Below are 15,459 nucleotides of genomic sequence, written 5' to 3'. Positions count from 1 at the left end.
GTATCTCTGCCAGTGCGGTGTTCAACGGGACTGACGTGCTGCGCGGCGAGGGCGTGCTGCGCAATGTCGGCGACTTCGCCTTCGACGTCGCCCTGTCAGGCTTGTTCGTCGTCATCGACGAGCTCTCGCTGAGCGGAAACACCGAGGCAATCGCCATCAATCGACCGCCGTTGGACAGGCCCGCCCGCTGGGAGGACGCCGATTCACCCCGGCAGGGCTTCCCGTTGACCGTGCCCGACCGCGAACCGATCGAGATGGTCACCTCAGACGAGGTGATCGAACCCCCCACGGAGCCGACCGAGAAGAAGACGTCGGTGCGGGACCGGGACTTCGTCGCCGCGCTGTGGAAAGCGAAGAGCGCCGAGAAGAAGGACGAGAGAGCTGAGAAGCGCGAGCAACGCCGGGAAGCACGCGAGGCCCGCAAGGCAGAGAGGGCCGAGAAAGCCACCAACTCGGAGACGGCGAGCAGCACGACAGCGAGTGACTAGCTACCCCGGTTCGCCGTACTCGTCGAACCAGTAGGCCAGCTTCCCGCGGCGGCTGACCGCACGCAGCCGCCGCTCGGCCTCGTCCCGCGTCGCCGTCGTCGTCACGATCATCACCTCGTCGCCGATCTGGAGCCGGGTCAACGGTTCGGGCACGAAGGCGCGGCTGTCGCGGATGATCAACGTGATCACGCTCGGATCGGGCAACCGCAACTCGAGAACCGTGACATTGTGCAGCCGCGATCCGGGCACGACAGTCATCGTCATCAGCTCGGCCCCGAGTACGTCGAGCGGCGCCGCGTCGACCTGGATCTCCCGCGTGGTGTCGCGCGGGATCAGGTCGAGCCATTCGGCGACCCGGCGCAGGCTCGGGCCCTGAACCAGCGTGAACACCACCACCAGGATGAACACGATGTTGAGCAGCCGGCCGCTGCCGGGCACGCCCGCCACGATCGGATAGGTCGCCAGCACGATGGGCACGGCGCCGCGCAGCCCCGCATAGGACAGGAACGCCTGCTCCCGCCACGCCACGCGAAAACCGATCAGCGACAGGACAACCGACGCCGGTCGCGCGAGCACCAGCAGCACCAGGCCGATGATGATCGCGGGGACCAGCTCGTCGAGCAATTCGTCCGGCGACACGAGCAGACCGAGGATCACGAACAGCCCGATCTGGGCCAGCCACCCGAATCCTTCGGCGAAGGAGCGGGTGGCCGAGCGGTGCGGCAGACCGGAGTTGGCGAGCACCACGCTGGCCAGGTATGCCGCCAGGAAGCCACTGGCGTGCGCTGAGCCGGCGGCGGCGAACGCGAGCATGCCCAGCCCGAACGTCGCCAGCGGGTACAGGCCGGCGGCGGGCAGCGCGGTGCGACGCAGTGCCATTGCGCCGAAGAACCCACACCCCAGCCCGATCAGCGCGCCGACGGCCAGCTCGTAGACCAGAGTTCCGGCCACCGTCACCGGCTCGAGCACCAGCGGTGTGACGCTGAACAGCAGCACCAAGATCACCGCGGGCGCGTCGTTGAACCCGGATTCGGCTTCCAGCAGGCCGCCCAGGCGGCGCGGCAGCGGCACCACCCGCAGCACCGAGAACACGGCCGCGGCGTCGGTGCTCGACACGATCGCCCCCAGCAGCAACGCCAACTGCCACGACATCCCGAGCAGCACATGCGCGGCGACCGCTGTGATCAAGGTGCTGACGAGCACGCCGACGGTGGCGAGCACGCTGGCCGGCGCCAGGACCTTGCGGATGTCGGAGAACCGCGTCGTCAGACCGCCTTCGACCAGGATCACGCCCAGCGCCGCGGTCCCGAGATCCTGGGCCAGCTGCGCGTTGTCGAAAGCCAGACCGAGGCCGTCCTCGCCGACCAGCACACCCACGCCGAGGAACAGCAGAAGGCTCGGCAGACCGGCTCCGGTGGCCAGCCTGGTGGCGGCGATGCTCGCCAGCAGCACCAGGCCCCCGATGAACAGCGCCACGTACAGCTCGTGCAGTGTCACTGTTTCCTCGCTGCAGGCACTTGTGTCGCGATCAGTAAATCAGCACAGTCGTGTCCATGCGGATCGCGATCGCCGGAGCGGGTGCCGTGGGCCGGTCGGTGGCCCAGGAACTGGTGGACTACGGCCACAAGGTGCTGTTGATCGAGAAGGAGTTCCACCGCTACGAGCCGGCGACGGTGCCGCGTGCCGAGTGGTTCCTCGCCGACGCCTGCGAGGTGTCCTCGCTCGAGGAGGCCGAGATGCACATCTGCGACGTCGCCATCGCCGCAACCGGTGACGACAAGGCCAACCTCGCGATGGCCCTGCTCGCCAAGAGCGAGTTCGGCATTCCCCGGGTGGTGGCCCGCATCAACGACGCCCGCAACGAGTGGTTGTTCACCGAGGGCTGGGGCATCGACGTGGCGGTCTCGACTCCCGTGGCGATGGTCGCGGCCGTCGAGGGCGCCATCGACGTCGGGCACATCGTGCGGTTGATGGCGCTGGGTCGCGGCCCGCGCGAGTTGCGCGGCGAGGGCAGCGCGAACGTGGCCTCGTTCACCCTCCCGGAAGGCAGCCCGCTGGTCGGGCGGCGTGTCGGCGACCTGACGATGCCGCGGGACAGCGCGCTGGTGACGGTGCTGCGCGGGAACCGGCTGATCGTCCCGGAGGCCGGGGACGTGCTGCGCGACGGCGACGAGATCCTGTTCGTGTGCGGCCCCGACGGCGAAGACCGGATCGAGGTGATGGTCACCGGACATTGAGCGGACACGAGTCTGTGACGCACGCCCCGTAGACTGAGGCCCCGCCGATCACGACGAAACGGAGCCATGCTCGCCATCATCACTGCGCATGCAGTGGCCACCCTGTTGGCGCCCGTGCTCGTTCACCGGTGGGGCCGCCGCGCGTTCTATCCGCTTGCGCTGGTCCCGCTCGGCTCGCTGATCTGGGTCGCCGGGAACTGGCCCGGAAGCGGTCCGGGACAGCGGCTCACCGCGCCGTGGGTGCCGGATCTCTCGATGGACATCGAGCTGCGCTTCGACGCGCTCGCGGCGATCATGAGCGTGCTGGTGCTGGGCATCGGCGCGCTGGTGCTCTTCTACTGCGCCGACTACTTCCACCACCACGACGGGCACACCGAGAAACGGCTGCCCAGCTTCGCCGCGGAGCTCGTCGCGTTCTCCGGTGCCATGTTCGGCCTGGTGACCAGCGACAACATGCTCCTCCTCTACGTGTTCTGGGAGATCACGACCGTCCTGTCGTTCCTGCTGGTCGGTCACTACGCCGAACGCGCCATGAGCCGACGCGCGGCCACGCAGGCGCTGTTGGTGACGACGCTGGGCGGGCTGGCGATGCTGGTCGGGATCGTGATCATCGGCAACCGCGCCGGCACGTTCCTGATCTCCGAGCTCGTGGCCGACCCCCCGACCGGGGTGGCCGCCTCGGTGGCGATCGTGCTGATCCTCATCGGCGCCCTGTCGAAGTCGGCGATCGTGCCGCTGCACTTCTGGCTGCCCGGCGCGATGGCAGCACCCACCCCGGTCAGCGCGTATCTGCATGCCGCGGCGATGGTGAAGGCCGGTGTCTACCTGATCGCGCGGCTGACGCCAGGCTTTTCCGACGCGCCGGAGTGGCGGCCGACGGTGGTGGGGCTGGGGCTGCTGACGATGCTGCTGGCCGGCTGGCGGGCGCTGCGGGAGTACGACCTGAAGTTGATCCTGGCGTTCGGAACGGTGAGCCAGCTCGGCTTCATCACGTTGATGGTCGGCGCCGGCGGCAGCGAGATGATGCTCGCCGGGCTGGCGATGCTGTGCGCCCACGCACTGTTCAAGGCGACGCTGTTCATGGTGGTGGGCATCATCGACCATGCGACCGGCACCCGCGACATCCGCAGGCTGGCCTGGCTCGGCGACCGCAGCAAGCCGCTGCTCGTCATCGGGTGCGCCGCGGCGGCGAGCATGGCGGCGCTGCCGCCGTTCCTCGGTTTCGTCGCCAAGGAGGCCGACTTCGAGACCGTGCTGCACAGCCCGAATCTGGGTGCCGCCGCGCCGTTCGTGCTCGCCGGGGTGGTGTGCGGTTCCGTGCTGACGACCGCCTACAGCGCGCGTTTCGTGTTCGGCGCGTTCGGGCGTAAAGGCCTGCCGCAGCCGAGCACCCGTGTGCAGGAGATGCACCGCCCGGAAGTGTCGTTCCTGATCCCGCCGGCGATCCTGGCCACGGCCGGATTGGTGTTCGGGGTGTGGCCGACGGGGCTCGACCACGTACTGAGCGACTACGCCGATCAGGTGCCCGACCCCGCCGGGTACGGCGCCGACTATTACCTCGCCCTCTGGCACGGGGTGAACCTTCCGCTGCTGCTGTCGGTGCTGGTCCTGGTGACGGGCCTTGCCCTGTATGCGGGTCGCGGCCGGCTGAGGCGTGCCCGGCTGGCTTTCCTGCCGCTGGCCAACGCCGACCGCATCTACGACGCGGTGCTGCGCGGCGCAGACGTGATGTCGGTGCGACTGACGGCGGTGACGCAGCGCGGCTCCATCCCTGCCACGCAGTCGGTCATCCTGACCACCCTGGTGCTCCTGCCGCTCGCGGTGCTGGCCCTCGGCGCGCGGGACCGACCTGACTTCGAGCTCTGGGAGTCGGCGCCGCAGGCGGTCGTCGGCCTGGTGATGCTCGCAGCCGCGTTCGCCGCCTGCGTGATGCGCAACCGGCTGGCTGCCGTCCTGCTGGTCGGCGTGACGGGCTACGGCTGCGGTGTCATCTTCGCGTTCCACGGTGCGCCCGATCTGGCGTTGACGCAGTTCCTGGTCGAGACCCTGACGCTGGTGGTGTTCGTGCTGGTGCTGCGAGTGTTGCCCGCCGAGACCGGCGGCGCCGACATGCGTCGCTTCCGCGTGCCCCGGGCGGCGCTGGCCGTCGCGGTCGGTGTGACGGTGACGGTGCTGGCCGCGTTCGCGATGGCGGCGCGGTCCGGGCGCCCGATCGCCGAGCTGCTGCCGGAGGCGGCGTACCTGCGCGGCCACGGCGCCAATACGGTGAACGTCCTCCTCGTCGACATCCGCGCCTGGGACACCCTCGGGGAGATCTCGGTGCTGCTGGTGGCGGCCACCGGGGTGGCGTCGATGGTGTTCCGCAACCGTCGCTTCGGGGCCGCACCCCGGGTGGCCGACGCCGGCCAGCCCGACATCGGGAAGCTCGCGGTGTACTCGCAGAACAGCCCGGCCGCCGGGGAGGTGACCTGGCTCCGGGGCAGCGGACTGCGCGATCCGCGCAACCGGTCGCTGGTCCTCGAGGTCGCGACCCGGCTGATCTTCCCGGTGATGATGGTGCTGTCGGCGTACTTCTTCTTCGCCGGCCACAACACTCCCGGCGGCGGGTTCGCGGGCGGCCTGATGGCCGGCCTCGCGCTGGTGCTGCGGTATCTGGCCGGTGGTCGTTACGAACTCGGCGAAGCCCTGCCGCTGGACGCCGGGAAGATCCTCGGCGCGGGTCTGGCGCTGTCGGCGGGCACCGCGGCCGCGTCGCTGCTCCTCGGCGCTCCGGTGTTGTCGTCGGCGCTGATCCAGATCGACGTCCCGGTGCTCGGCACGGTCAAGTTCGTCACCGCACTGTTCTTCGACATGGGGGTGTACCTGATCGTGGTCGGCCTGGTGCTCGACGTGCTGCGCAGCCTGGGCGCACAGATCGACGACGAGATCGGTGCGATGGGCAGGGCGAGGCAGTCGTGACGACATATGTGATCTCGCTGGTGATGATCGGTGGGCTGACCACCGCCGGGGTGTACCTGCTGCTGGAACGGCATCTGACCCGAATGTTGTTGGGGCTGCTGCTGATCGGTAATGCGATCAACCTGTTGATCCTGTCGGTGGGTGGCCCGGCGGGCAATCCGCCGGTGCGGGGCCGCACCAGTGCGGACAACACCGCGACCGCGGATCCGTTGGCGCAGGGCCTGATCCTGACCGCGATCGTGATCACGATGGGTGTGGCGGCGTTCGTGCTGGCGTTGACGTACCGCTCCTACCGGCTGAACACGCGAGAAGAGGTCAGCAACGACCCCGAGGACATTCGCGTGTCGCAGCAGTCCGGCACCGAGGTCGGCGAGGAACTCGAGGGCCGGCTCGAACCGGACCGCACCCGTGACACCGATCTGCCCGACGAGCTGGACGCGATACCTGGTTACGAGGGCTCCCGATGATAGGAGCCCACCTGGCCGCGGTGTTCACGCCGCTTCCCGTGCTGATCCCGATGCTGGCCGCGGCTGTCACGCTGCTCGCGGGTCGCAAACCGCGGCTGCAGCGCATGATCGCTGTCATCGCGCTGAGCGCTGTGCTCGTGGTCTCGGCGGTGCTGGTCCATCTGGCCGACCGCGACGGCACGATCGCGCTGCAGGTCGGCGGCTGGGGTGCCACCGAACCCGGCATGGGTCCGCTGGGCATCACGCTCGTCGTCGACCGGCTCTCGGCGCTGATGCTCGTCGTCTCGTCGATCGTGCTGCTCGCCGTCGTGTTCTACGCGATCGGGCAGGGCATCCGGGACGGTGACGGCCGTCAGCCGGTGTCGATCTTCCTGCCCACCTATCTGGTGCTGTCGGCGGGCGTGTTCATGGCGTTCCTGGCCGGCGACCTGTTCAACCTCTTCGTCGGTTTCGAGGTGCTCCTCAACGCCAGCTTCGTGCTGTTGACGATCGGTGCCAGCCGGGAGCGCGTCCGCGCAGGGATCTCCTACGTGATGGTGTCGATGGTGTCGTCGCTGGTGTTCCTGTTCGGTATCGCGCTGGTCTACGCGACCACCGGAACGTTGAACATGGCCGAGCTCTCGGTGCGGCTCACCGGGGTGTCCGAGGGCACCCGCACCGCGCTGTTCGCGGTGCTGCTCGTGGCGTTCGGCATCAAGGCAGCCGTCTTCCCGCTGTCGACGTGGCTACCCGACTCCTACCCCACGGCGCCTGCTCCGGTCACCGCCGTGTTCGCCGGCCTGCTCACCAAAGTGGGTGTGTACGCGATCATCCGGGCCCACTCGCTGCTGTTCCCGGGCGGCGCCTTGGACAACGTGCTGTTGGTCGCGGGCCTGGCCACGATGGTGATGGGCATCCTCGGTGCGATCGCCCAGAGCGACATCAAGCGCCTGCTGTCCTTCACGCTGGTCAGCCACATCGGCTACATGGTCTTCGGTATTGCGCTGTCCAACCAGCTCGGCATGTCGGGCGCGATCTACTACGTCGCCCACCACATCCTGGTGCAGACGACGCTGTTCCTCGTCGTCGGCCTGATCGAACGTCAGGCGGGGGCCTCGACGCTGGAGCGTCTCGGGGGATTGGCCGCCGCGAGCCCTGTGCTGGCGTTCGTGTTCGTGGTGCCGGCGCTCAATCTCGGCGGCATTCCGCCGTTCTCGGGGTTCATCGGCAAGGTGGCACTCCTGGAGGCCGGCTCGGAGTCGGGTTCGGTGCTGGCGTGGATGTTGGTGGCGGGCAGCGTGATCACCAGCCTGCTCACCCTCTACGTCGTCGCCCGGGTGTGGACCAAGGCGTTCTGGCGGTCCCGCGAGGACGCCCCGGAGGGCCACCTGTCGGGCGGGGCGCCGACGGCGCTGCTCGACAGCCCCGAGGACGCCGACATCGAGTTCGTCGACCGCGACGACGTCGGCAGGATGCCGATCGGCATGCTGGTGCCGACGGGGGCGTTGATCGCCGTCGGGCTCGCCCTGACCGTCGCAGCCGGGCCGATCTTCGCCTACAGCGACAGGGCGGCCGCCGAGGTCCTCGACCGCGGGCAGTACATCACCGCGGTGCTTGGGGAGGTGCCGCGATGAGCGCTCGGGCGAAGAGTAGAGAATCAGTGAGGACCATCGCGCTGCGGGTCTGGATGGTGTGCTGGCTGATCCTGGTGTGGGTTCTGCTGTGGGGCACCGTGTCTGCGGCCAACATCCTGTCCGGCCTGCTGGTCGCGTTGGTGATCACGCTGCTGTTGCCGTTGCCGCCGGTTCCCGTCGAGGGCAGGCTGCACCCGATCCCGCTGCTGCGTCTGATGGTGACGGTCGTCTACTACCTGCTCAGCTCGTCGGTGCAGGTCGCCGCGCTCGCGCTGAAGCCGGGGCCCCCGCCGCTGACCGCGGTGCTGCGGGTGCACCTGGCGATCAAATCCGATCTGGTGTTGGTGCTGGCGGTCAACATCATCAACCTGACGCCGGGCACCATCGTGCTCGAGATCGACCAACCGCGTCGGATGATCTATGTGCACGTGCTCGACGTCGGCTCCGACCGCACTGTGGCGCGGTTCTACCGGCAGGTGGCGAACCTGCAGAAGCTGTTGGTCGCCTCGTTCGAGCGGGACAGCGACTGGCGACCTTCCGCGCAGAAGGAGGACGCGCTGTGACCGTCGTGTGGATCATCGCGGGCGCCATGCTGTCGGCTGCAGCGTTGGCCACCATGTTCCGGATGCTGTTGGGTCCGACCACCCTTGACCGACTGGTCGCGTTGGACACCCTCGTCGCCGTTGCGATGTGCGCGATCGGTACGTGGGCGGCATTCAGTCTGGACACCACGGTCACCTACAGCCTGACCGCGCTGGCGTTGATCACGTTCGTCGGCTCGGTCAGTGTCGCCCGGTTCCGCGTCCCCGACGTCGCCGACCCGGCGGAGAAGGGGCCGGCGCGATGAACGCCTTCGATATCGTCGCCGCGATCCTGATTCTCAGCGGATCAGCGCTCGCTCTGACGGCGGCGATCGGTGTGGTCCGCTTCCCCGACACGCTGTCGCGCATGCACGCTGCCACCAAGCCCCAGGTGCTCGGACTCCTGCTCGTGCTGCTCGGCGCGGCGCTGCGGCTGCGTGGTCACGTCGACGTGGGCATGCTGATCCTGACCGGGCTGTTCACCGCGATCACCGCACCGGTGATCGCGAACCGGGTGGGCCAGCTCGCCTACCGCGAGCAGAACGTCCGCGACGATCTGATGACCACCGACGAGATGCATGATTTCGCCGAGGACAGGGAACCCGGCGGCCATGATGCGCCCCAGCGGTGACCAGCAGGGTCGCACTGCCCTGAGTGCCGCTGCGGTCCGCGCCGCGGAGACCGAGGCCGACCATCCGCTGTTCACCGATCCGTACGCACATCTGCTGCTGGTCGGCGCGGGGCAGGTCGAGCTGCCTGCATCGGGGCCGGGATATTCGGCGGCGCGCACCAAATGGTTCGACGACTACATCCTGGCCGCCGGGGCGGCGGGGGTGTCGCAGGTGGTGGTGCTGGACGCAGGCCTGGACACGCGGGCATGGCGACTGCCGTGGCTGAGCGACGCGTTGGTCTTCGACGTCGACGAGCCTGTGGTGCTGGCACACAAGACACGGATCATGGACGCCTCCGACGCGCAGTTAGGTGCCAAGTACGTACCGGTGCCTGCCAATGGGACCGATGACTGGCCGAAAGCATTGCGGGAGGCCGGTTTCGACCACAACGAGCCGACGGCGTGGCTGGCGGAGAGCGTGGTGCCGAACCTGGCCGACGATGCAGTAGAAACGCTGATCGAGCAGATCACGCTTTACAGCGCCCGGGGAAGCCACCTCGGCGTGGAGGTCGCGAATGCCGAAGTGGCACAGGCGTTGTGCTGTCACCGATGGGACGTGCGCTCGACCGACGCCCGCGATGCCATGCGGCGCTATCACCGGGCGCACGAGGACGCGCCCGCGTACACGTTCCTACACGCCGTTCTGCTATAAGTCAGGTAATTGGCGTCGGGACCCGTGCCGGGTCTGCAGTAATCTCTGAAAATGTGACCTTGATGGTGGATCCCGACATCCTGCGCGCGTTTGCGAGCCAGGTGGAGACAGCTTCAACGTCAATCCGCGGCGCGGACGTGGGTGGGAAGGTAACAGAGGCGGCCGCGGGGCTGGCAGGTTCTACGACCGAGTGGGCCGCGCGGCTCGTCGGCGGACATGTCGCCACACAAGCCGACGCCATCGCCGCGAACGTCGACAAGATGGGACAGGCGGTGCGAGGCGCGGGGAAGGCCTATGAGGTCACGGATGCCGATCTGGCCGGAAGCTTCAAGGGAATCTTCTGACTCGTGCTCCCGTCACGCTCTCGCCTCGAGAGCTGGAACCCCGACGCGCTGAGATTTACCGGTTCGGACGTTCGCTCCTCCGGAGAATCCGTGGAGGGTGCGGTGGACCGCGTGAAGGTTCAATTGGCGATCATGCCGGAAACGAGGGCATGGGAGGGGCCGGCCCATGACGCCGCGTCCGAGATGTTCGACCGCGCACATCACAGCTCTGTCGAATTCAGCGAGTACACCGCTGCGATCGCCGAAGCTCTCGGGGCAGGCGCCGAAATGATCGGTGCTGCGCGGAAAGCACTGCTGCACAAGGCTGACGATATCGATAGAGGACCACTGTACGTCACGGAGGGCTGGGTCGTACTCATCGATCCGGGCTCGCAATCCGCCGACGAGATTTCCCAATTGATGAAGCTCGTCGCCACCGAACAGGCCGAAGTCAACCATCTGCTGCTCGCCGTCGGCGATGCCGACACCGCGACGGCCGACTCTGTGATGGCAGCCGCGAAGCCATTCGGCCTCACCCCGCCTGGCGGCGGACTACCAGGACTGATGGTGCCCGCTGCTCAACGTCCCGCCGACGATGTTCCGAATCCGAACAACGCGTTGGGCTTCCTGCAGCAGGCGACGGTGCGTGGCGAGGAGATGGGTACGACGGTTCAGGAAACGCGATCCCGTTACAACGAGCAGGGCCACTTCGAAAAGACACTGATCATGCAGGATGGCAGCCGGCATGTCATCACAGAGTACGAAGAGGACTACGACCGCGGCGTTCCGGACATGGTCGAGGAGGAGCACATAGACGCGAACGGAAACATCATTTCGCGGAGCAGCTCGACTCGAACTTCGGGTGGATACAAGAGAACGATCATGAACTGGGCTGACGGCACCCAGTATGTTGTGAGCGAGACACCGGAAGGTGTTGTGTCAGCGTCGATCAACCTTCCCGACGGCAGGAGCGCCGTGATTCCACCGGACAGCCCGCTGCTCACGTCCGTACCGGAAAGCATCGGCCAAGTGCTGACTGGAGTGGAAGCCCACGTTGATGACGGCGGCAAGGTTCCCATGCTGTCGATGGATGCGGTCGAGAAGGTCGGGGCCGGAGCGAAATACGGTGGTATGGCGCTGGGCACAATGACTGCGATGTATGACTTCTTGCGGGCCCCGACCCCCGCTGACAAGTGCGTGTCGGTCTTCGCCAGCACGTTCGGCCTCGCAGGCAATGCAGCCGGAGCCGCGGGCGGCGCAGCCGTGGGCGCGCCCATTCCGATCCCGGGCAGCACAGTGGGCCTTGCTGTCGTGTCGTCGGTGGCTGCAGGCTCGTGGATGACGTCTGTGGGCAAGAGGGTCGGCGAAGTGCTTTGTGGCTCATGAATCGAGTGACGCCGCCGCCGAACTGGTCTCCTGGCCTGTCGCCCCTTGCTTGGTTAGGCGTCGCCGTGCTCATAGGAGGGTCCATCCAATTCTGGGTCCAGACACTCCTAGCTGCGCAGCGCGCGTCCTTGACCGGCACGCTCGGTTCGGCAGGACTTGCGGTGTTCTGCACTGGCGGCGTGGTTGCCCTCGTGCTGACCTTCAAGGCGTCGGCGAAGACGTATGCCGGGTGGAGTGATTCGGGTACCACGGTACGCCTTCACCCAGCCATCGCACGGACGTGGGGCGGTGCCCTCGTCGGCGGCGTCGTCGGCTCGTCGTTCACCGTGTGGTTCGGATCCGTATCGGCAGTCAGCCGCTATCTTCTCGTTTCTCTACTGGTTCTCTCGGTACTTGGACTGTTGGCTTTCGCGCGGAGCCGAGAAACTGGATACTTGCGGATCGGCCTGGAAGGCATTGCTTTTGGCGACACTCTCCGCACGCGTGTCGCGCGATGGAACGAGATACAAGCCATCACCGATCACGCGGACACCAAAGCGCGGAATCCGATCGTCTTCAGTCTGGGCGACGGCAAGCCGCTCGTCGTTGCCAACGCCGATCGGTTCGCCTCGAGTGGTCCCGCCCTCTACTGGATGGTGCGCCACTACTGGCTGCATCCCGAGTCGCGCGACGAACTCACCGACGGCCGGGCACTGCAGCGTCTGCGAGGCCACGACTTTAGTAGCGAGTGATCACTCCGAGAGTTGGAACTCCACCATCGCGGTGACGGTGTCGACGGCTTCGGACAGCGCGGCCACCCGGTCGGCCACCGTCGGCGCGGCGAGTATCGAGTAGCGGTCAGCCTGGCCCATCGGCAGCCGAGCGGTCAACGCGTACAACCACAGTGCCGCGTCGCCGGATTCGTCTGCACCGACCACGATGTCGCGCGCGTTCACCTCGGCGCCCCGCGCCGCGGCGATCCTCTCGAAGAGCGACACCATCCGGTCCTCGATCTCTCGGATCGAATCGGCGGTCACCGTCGCGCCCGGCTCGTCGGGCCACAGCTCGATCACCGCCCGTGGATACGGTGCGTCTGGTAACCATTCGAGAACCCGAAACCGTTCTCTCATGGCGCATTTCATCACGTACTGACCGGCGCCGAGGTCCTGGTACTCGGTGATGTGCGCGACGGTGCCGACGTCGCTGCGGCTGTCACCACCGCCGACCTCCCGGCCCGCAGCGATCAGCACCACGCCGAACGCGGGGTCCTGCACGGCCAGGCACGCCTGCACCAGCGCCGAGTAGCGCGGTTCGAAGATCTTCAGCGGCAACGTCTCTCCCGGCAGCATGGCCACCTCGAGCGGGAACATCGGGATCGTCGGCACGTCAGATCACCAGCTCGGCGATCAACCCGTCGACGACGGCGCGCAGATCCCCGTCGGTCTCTTCGGCGATCCGCCGCTGACGTTGGTAGGAGGCGCCGTCGCGGTAGATGTCGGCGACGGAGGCGAGTTCGTCGACACAACCCAGCGATCGGGCCACGGGCGTCAGCCGCTCGAGCTGCTCATCGAGATCCTCGGTGACCAGCCGCTCGTTGCTGTCGGAGTCGAGGATGATGATGGCGTCCAGCCCGTAACGCGCTGCGCGCCACTTGTTCTCCTGCACATGCCACGGCGGCATCACCGGAAGCGTTTCCCCCGCGTCAAGTCGGCGGTCGAGGTCGACGATGAGGCAGTGCGTCAGAGCGACCAGCGCCGCGAGTTCCTTCAGGTTCGACACCCCGTCGAAGATCCGCACCTCCACCGTCCCGAGATGCGGGGAAGGCCGGATGTCCCAACGGATCTCGTTCATGTGGTCGATGATGCCGGTCTTCTTCTGATCGGCGACGAAGCCTTCGAACTCGCGCCACTCCTGGAAGTGGAACGGCAGGCCCGCGGTCGGCAGCTGCTGGAACATCATCGCGCGGTTGCTGGCATAGCCGGTGTCCTCACCGTCCCAGAACGGCGACGACGACGACAGCGCGAGCAGGTGCGGGTAGTAGTCGAGCAGCGAGGTGATGATCGGCATCACCTTGTGCGCCGAGGAGATTCCGACGTGCACGTGCACGCCCCAGATCAGCATCTGCCGACCCCACCACTGGGTGCGCTTGATCAGCTCGGCGTAGCGGCGTCCGTCGGTCAGCTGCTGCGCCGACCATTTCGCGAACGGGTGGGTGCCCGCGCAGAACAGCTCCATGCCGCGGCCGCGCACGATGTCGCGCACGGGTCGCAAGGTGGCACGCAGATCGTCCATCGCCTCGGGGGTGCTGTCGCACACCCCGGTGACGACCTCGATGGTGTTGCGCAGCAATTCCTTGTGCACGCGCGGGTTCTCGCCGACTTCGGCGATCACCGAGGCGGCCTCGTTGCTCAGGTCGCGTGTCTGCGCGTCGACGAGCGCGAACTCCCACTCGACACCGAGTGTCGGCCGGGCGGACCCGGCGAAGTCGATGCGGTCGGCCCGACGGTCAGCCCCGAGTGATGACACCGCACGCCACCCGAGCTCCGGCATCGCCGGTCGCCAGGGTGGTCTGATCCGGCGGCGGCGCGCCGTTGACCTGCTGGTAGCGCTCCGGCGGGATGTTGGCGAAGTTGTCGGCCTTCTCGTGGATGATGATGGCCGTTCCGGCGCCGCCGAGAAGTTGGTCGGCGGTGAAGGCATCGGTGGTGGTGATGAGCTTGGCCGAGCCGTCTTCGCGCACCTGCAGCGACGCGAGGTCGCCGCTGGCGGGATGACCGCTGTGGCCGGGCACCTGCAGATGGCCGCCCGCGGAGTTGAAGTTCGCCGGGGCGCCGCCGGTCGGGGCGACCGAGTTGGCCTCGCACTTGCCCACCGAGTGGATGTGCAGGCCGTGGAAGCCGGGAGTGAGCTGGCTGGTCGCCGAGGTCTGCACGGTCACGGTGGCGTACCCACCGGAGAACGCGATGTCGGCGGTCGCGACGGTGGTGCCGTCGGCGGTCTTGAGATCGGCCTTCAACGTCTCCCCGCCGGCGGCCGGGGCCTGACCCTGAGCCTCACCCGAGCCTTCCTCGCCGGCCGACGACGACGGCGACGGCGCACCGGTCCAGACCGGGGGCGTCGTGCCCGGCGCATCGGTGGGCACGTCGCCCGGAGGCGAACAGGCGGCCAACGCGAGTGCGGGCGCTGCGAACAAGGTGGCGGCGGCGACGGTCCTGCGCATGTGCACGAGCCTAACCGGTGACCGCGACGATCACGCCCGGTGGCTGCTCTGTCAGCTCGGGCAGCCGTGGCGCCACCGGCGCTTCCAGTAACCGGCCCACCTCCTCGGCGGCCTGCTGTTCACCGGGGGCATCGCTGAAGAACACCGTGGTGACCGTCGTGTCCGGCAGCGTCAGGTTGCCCGTCTCGGTCACGTTCCAGCCCGCCTCGCGCAGCCGGTCGGCGGTGCTCTGCGCGGCGCCCTCGGTGGACGAGATGTTGAACACCCGCACCTCGGCTTTCGCCGGCGCGGCAGTGCTCGACGATGTGGTGGGGGTGCTGGTGATCGACGTCGCGATCGAGTTGCTGCCGGAGTCGTCGTCGCTGCCGCCCATCGACTGGAAGCCGACGAGCAGGAACACCACGCCGAGGAAGAGAAGGACCATCACCATGGCCCGGATCGGCAGTCCCGAGGATTCTCGCTGGTTCATCGGCGCCTACTGTATCGGCTCGCCGATGGCGTCAGGTCACGTCGAAGCCGAGGCGCCGCGCCGCGCGCGCCTTCTGCCGGCTCGCACGCAGCCTGCGCAGCCGCTTGACCAGCATCGGATCTGCCGCCAGTGCCTCTGGCCGATCCACCAGCGCGTTGAGCACCTGGTAGTAGCGGGTCGCGGACATCGAGAAGAGCTCCTTGATGGCGTCTTCTTTGGATCCGGCGTACTTCCACCACTGCCGCTCGAACGCCAGGATGTCGTGTTCCCGACGGGTCAGACCGTCGGCGGGTTCAGCGCCGTGTGCGGAGTCCCCTGACTTCTCACTCCGCGCGATCGCGCCGTCCATATCGCCTCTTGGACCTTTCCAACGATCGAAATGACACCAGTGTGGTTTCGGGTGGTATTCAATCACG

At 67.6% G+C, this 15,459-nt stretch carries 18 protein-coding genes; 12 read left to right on the top strand and 6 right to left on the bottom strand.

From position 1 onward, the window contains the following. Positions 1 to 17: 17 nt before the first annotated feature. Positions 18 to 488 (top strand): hypothetical protein, encoded by a 471-nt coding sequence (locus ACZY1G_RS03355; RefSeq protein WP_463821591.1) that lies wholly within the window; start codon positions 18 to 20, stop codon positions 486 to 488. On the opposite strand, the gene ACZY1G_RS03350 is transcribed toward ACZY1G_RS03355, so the two are convergent. Then, complete coding sequence (locus ACZY1G_RS03350) at positions 489 to 1,985, bottom strand: potassium/proton antiporter (protein ID WP_463821590.1); 1,497 nt, start codon at positions 1,983 to 1,985, stop codon at positions 489 to 491. A 56-nt stretch (positions 1,986 to 2,041) separates the two neighbouring features. Between ACZY1G_RS03350 and ACZY1G_RS03345 the strand changes: the two genes are divergently transcribed. The 11 genes from ACZY1G_RS03345 (at position 2,042) to ACZY1G_RS03295 (ending at position 12,106) form a co-directional block, all read left to right on the top strand. Continuing rightward, on the top strand, positions 2,042 to 2,725 hold the full coding sequence (locus tag ACZY1G_RS03345; protein WP_463813611.1) for a potassium channel family protein: 684 nt from the start codon (positions 2,042 to 2,044) through the stop codon (positions 2,723 to 2,725). Between the two features lie 66 nt (positions 2,726 to 2,791). After that, complete coding sequence (locus ACZY1G_RS03340) at positions 2,792 to 5,683, top strand: Na+/H+ antiporter subunit A (RefSeq protein ID WP_463821589.1); 2,892 nt, start codon at positions 2,792 to 2,794, stop codon at positions 5,681 to 5,683. After that, positions 5,680 to 6,150 (top strand): Na(+)/H(+) antiporter subunit C, encoded by a 471-nt coding sequence (locus ACZY1G_RS03335; protein WP_463813609.1) that lies wholly within the window; start codon positions 5,680 to 5,682, stop codon positions 6,148 to 6,150. Before ACZY1G_RS03340 ends, ACZY1G_RS03335 begins: the two co-directional genes overlap by 4 nt. After that, positions 6,147 to 7,763, top strand: coding sequence for a Na+/H+ antiporter subunit D (locus tag ACZY1G_RS03330; RefSeq protein WP_463813608.1), 1,617 nt, complete (start codon positions 6,147 to 6,149; stop codon positions 7,761 to 7,763). Before ACZY1G_RS03335 ends, ACZY1G_RS03330 begins: the two co-directional genes overlap by 4 nt. Before the next feature lie 26 nt (positions 7,764 to 7,789). Then, complete coding sequence (locus ACZY1G_RS03325) at positions 7,790 to 8,326, top strand: Na+/H+ antiporter subunit E (RefSeq protein WP_463813607.1); 537 nt, start codon at positions 7,790 to 7,792, stop codon at positions 8,324 to 8,326. Next, positions 8,323 to 8,610 (top strand): monovalent cation/H+ antiporter complex subunit F, encoded by a 288-nt coding sequence (locus tag ACZY1G_RS03320; protein WP_463813606.1) that lies wholly within the window; start codon positions 8,323 to 8,325, stop codon positions 8,608 to 8,610. The genes ACZY1G_RS03325 and ACZY1G_RS03320 overlap by 4 nt, the downstream gene beginning before the upstream one ends. Then, a complete protein-coding gene (gene mnhG, locus ACZY1G_RS03315) occupies positions 8,607 to 8,975 on the top strand; it encodes a monovalent cation/H(+) antiporter subunit G (protein ID WP_463813605.1) in 369 nt (122 codons plus the stop codon). Before ACZY1G_RS03320 ends, mnhG begins: the two co-directional genes overlap by 4 nt. Further along, complete coding sequence (locus tag ACZY1G_RS03310) at positions 8,956 to 9,666, top strand: SAM-dependent methyltransferase (protein ID WP_463821588.1); 711 nt, start codon at positions 8,956 to 8,958, stop codon at positions 9,664 to 9,666. Before mnhG ends, ACZY1G_RS03310 begins: the two co-directional genes overlap by 20 nt. A 59-nt stretch (positions 9,667 to 9,725) precedes the next feature. Continuing rightward, complete coding sequence (locus ACZY1G_RS03305) at positions 9,726 to 10,010, top strand: type VII secretion target (RefSeq protein WP_463821784.1); 285 nt, start codon at positions 9,726 to 9,728, stop codon at positions 10,008 to 10,010. Between the two features lie 102 nt (positions 10,011 to 10,112). Then, entirely contained in the window at positions 10,113 to 11,375 is a 1,263-nt protein-coding gene (locus ACZY1G_RS03300; RefSeq protein ID WP_463821587.1) for a hypothetical protein, read from the top strand. A 128-nt stretch (positions 11,376 to 11,503) separates the two neighbouring features. Then, positions 11,504 to 12,106, top strand: a complete 603-nt coding sequence (locus ACZY1G_RS03295) for a hypothetical protein (RefSeq protein WP_463813602.1) — start codon at positions 11,504 to 11,506, stop codon at positions 12,104 to 12,106. On the opposite strand, the gene ACZY1G_RS03290 is transcribed toward ACZY1G_RS03295, so the two are convergent. Genes ACZY1G_RS03290 through ACZY1G_RS03270 form a run of 5 tightly spaced genes read right to left on the bottom strand, consistent with a single transcriptional unit; the run spans position 12,107 to position 15,392 of the window. Then, positions 12,107 to 12,739: an LON peptidase substrate-binding domain-containing protein gene (locus tag ACZY1G_RS03290; RefSeq protein ID WP_463813601.1), complete on the bottom strand. Its 633-nt coding sequence runs from the start codon at positions 12,737 to 12,739 to the stop codon at positions 12,107 to 12,109. It lies immediately after the preceding gene. 1 nt (position 12,740) lies between these two features. Then, on the bottom strand, positions 12,741 to 13,904 hold the full coding sequence (locus tag ACZY1G_RS03285) for a glutamate--cysteine ligase (RefSeq protein WP_463813600.1): 1,164 nt from the start codon (positions 13,902 to 13,904) through the stop codon (positions 12,741 to 12,743). After that, complete coding sequence (sodC, locus tag ACZY1G_RS03280) at positions 13,861 to 14,574, bottom strand: superoxide dismutase[Cu-Zn] (RefSeq protein ID WP_463813599.1); 714 nt, start codon at positions 14,572 to 14,574, stop codon at positions 13,861 to 13,863. Before sodC ends, ACZY1G_RS03285 begins: the two co-directional genes overlap by 44 nt. Positions 14,575 to 14,584: 10 nt before the next feature. After that, on the bottom strand, positions 14,585 to 15,043 hold the full coding sequence (locus tag ACZY1G_RS03275) for a LytR C-terminal domain-containing protein (protein WP_463821586.1): 459 nt from the start codon (positions 15,041 to 15,043) through the stop codon (positions 14,585 to 14,587). Positions 15,044 to 15,074: 31 nt separating this feature from the next. Next, complete coding sequence (locus tag ACZY1G_RS03270; RefSeq protein WP_463813597.1) at positions 15,075 to 15,392, bottom strand: DUF3263 domain-containing protein; 318 nt, start codon at positions 15,390 to 15,392, stop codon at positions 15,075 to 15,077. Positions 15,393 to 15,459 lie beyond the last annotated feature (67 nt).

The sequence above is a fragment of the Mycobacterium sp. IDUB_5 genome (assembly GCF_055419565.1).
The sequence above is the reverse complement of the archived record's forward strand: the minus strand, read 5'-3'. Positions and strand labels throughout refer to the sequence as shown.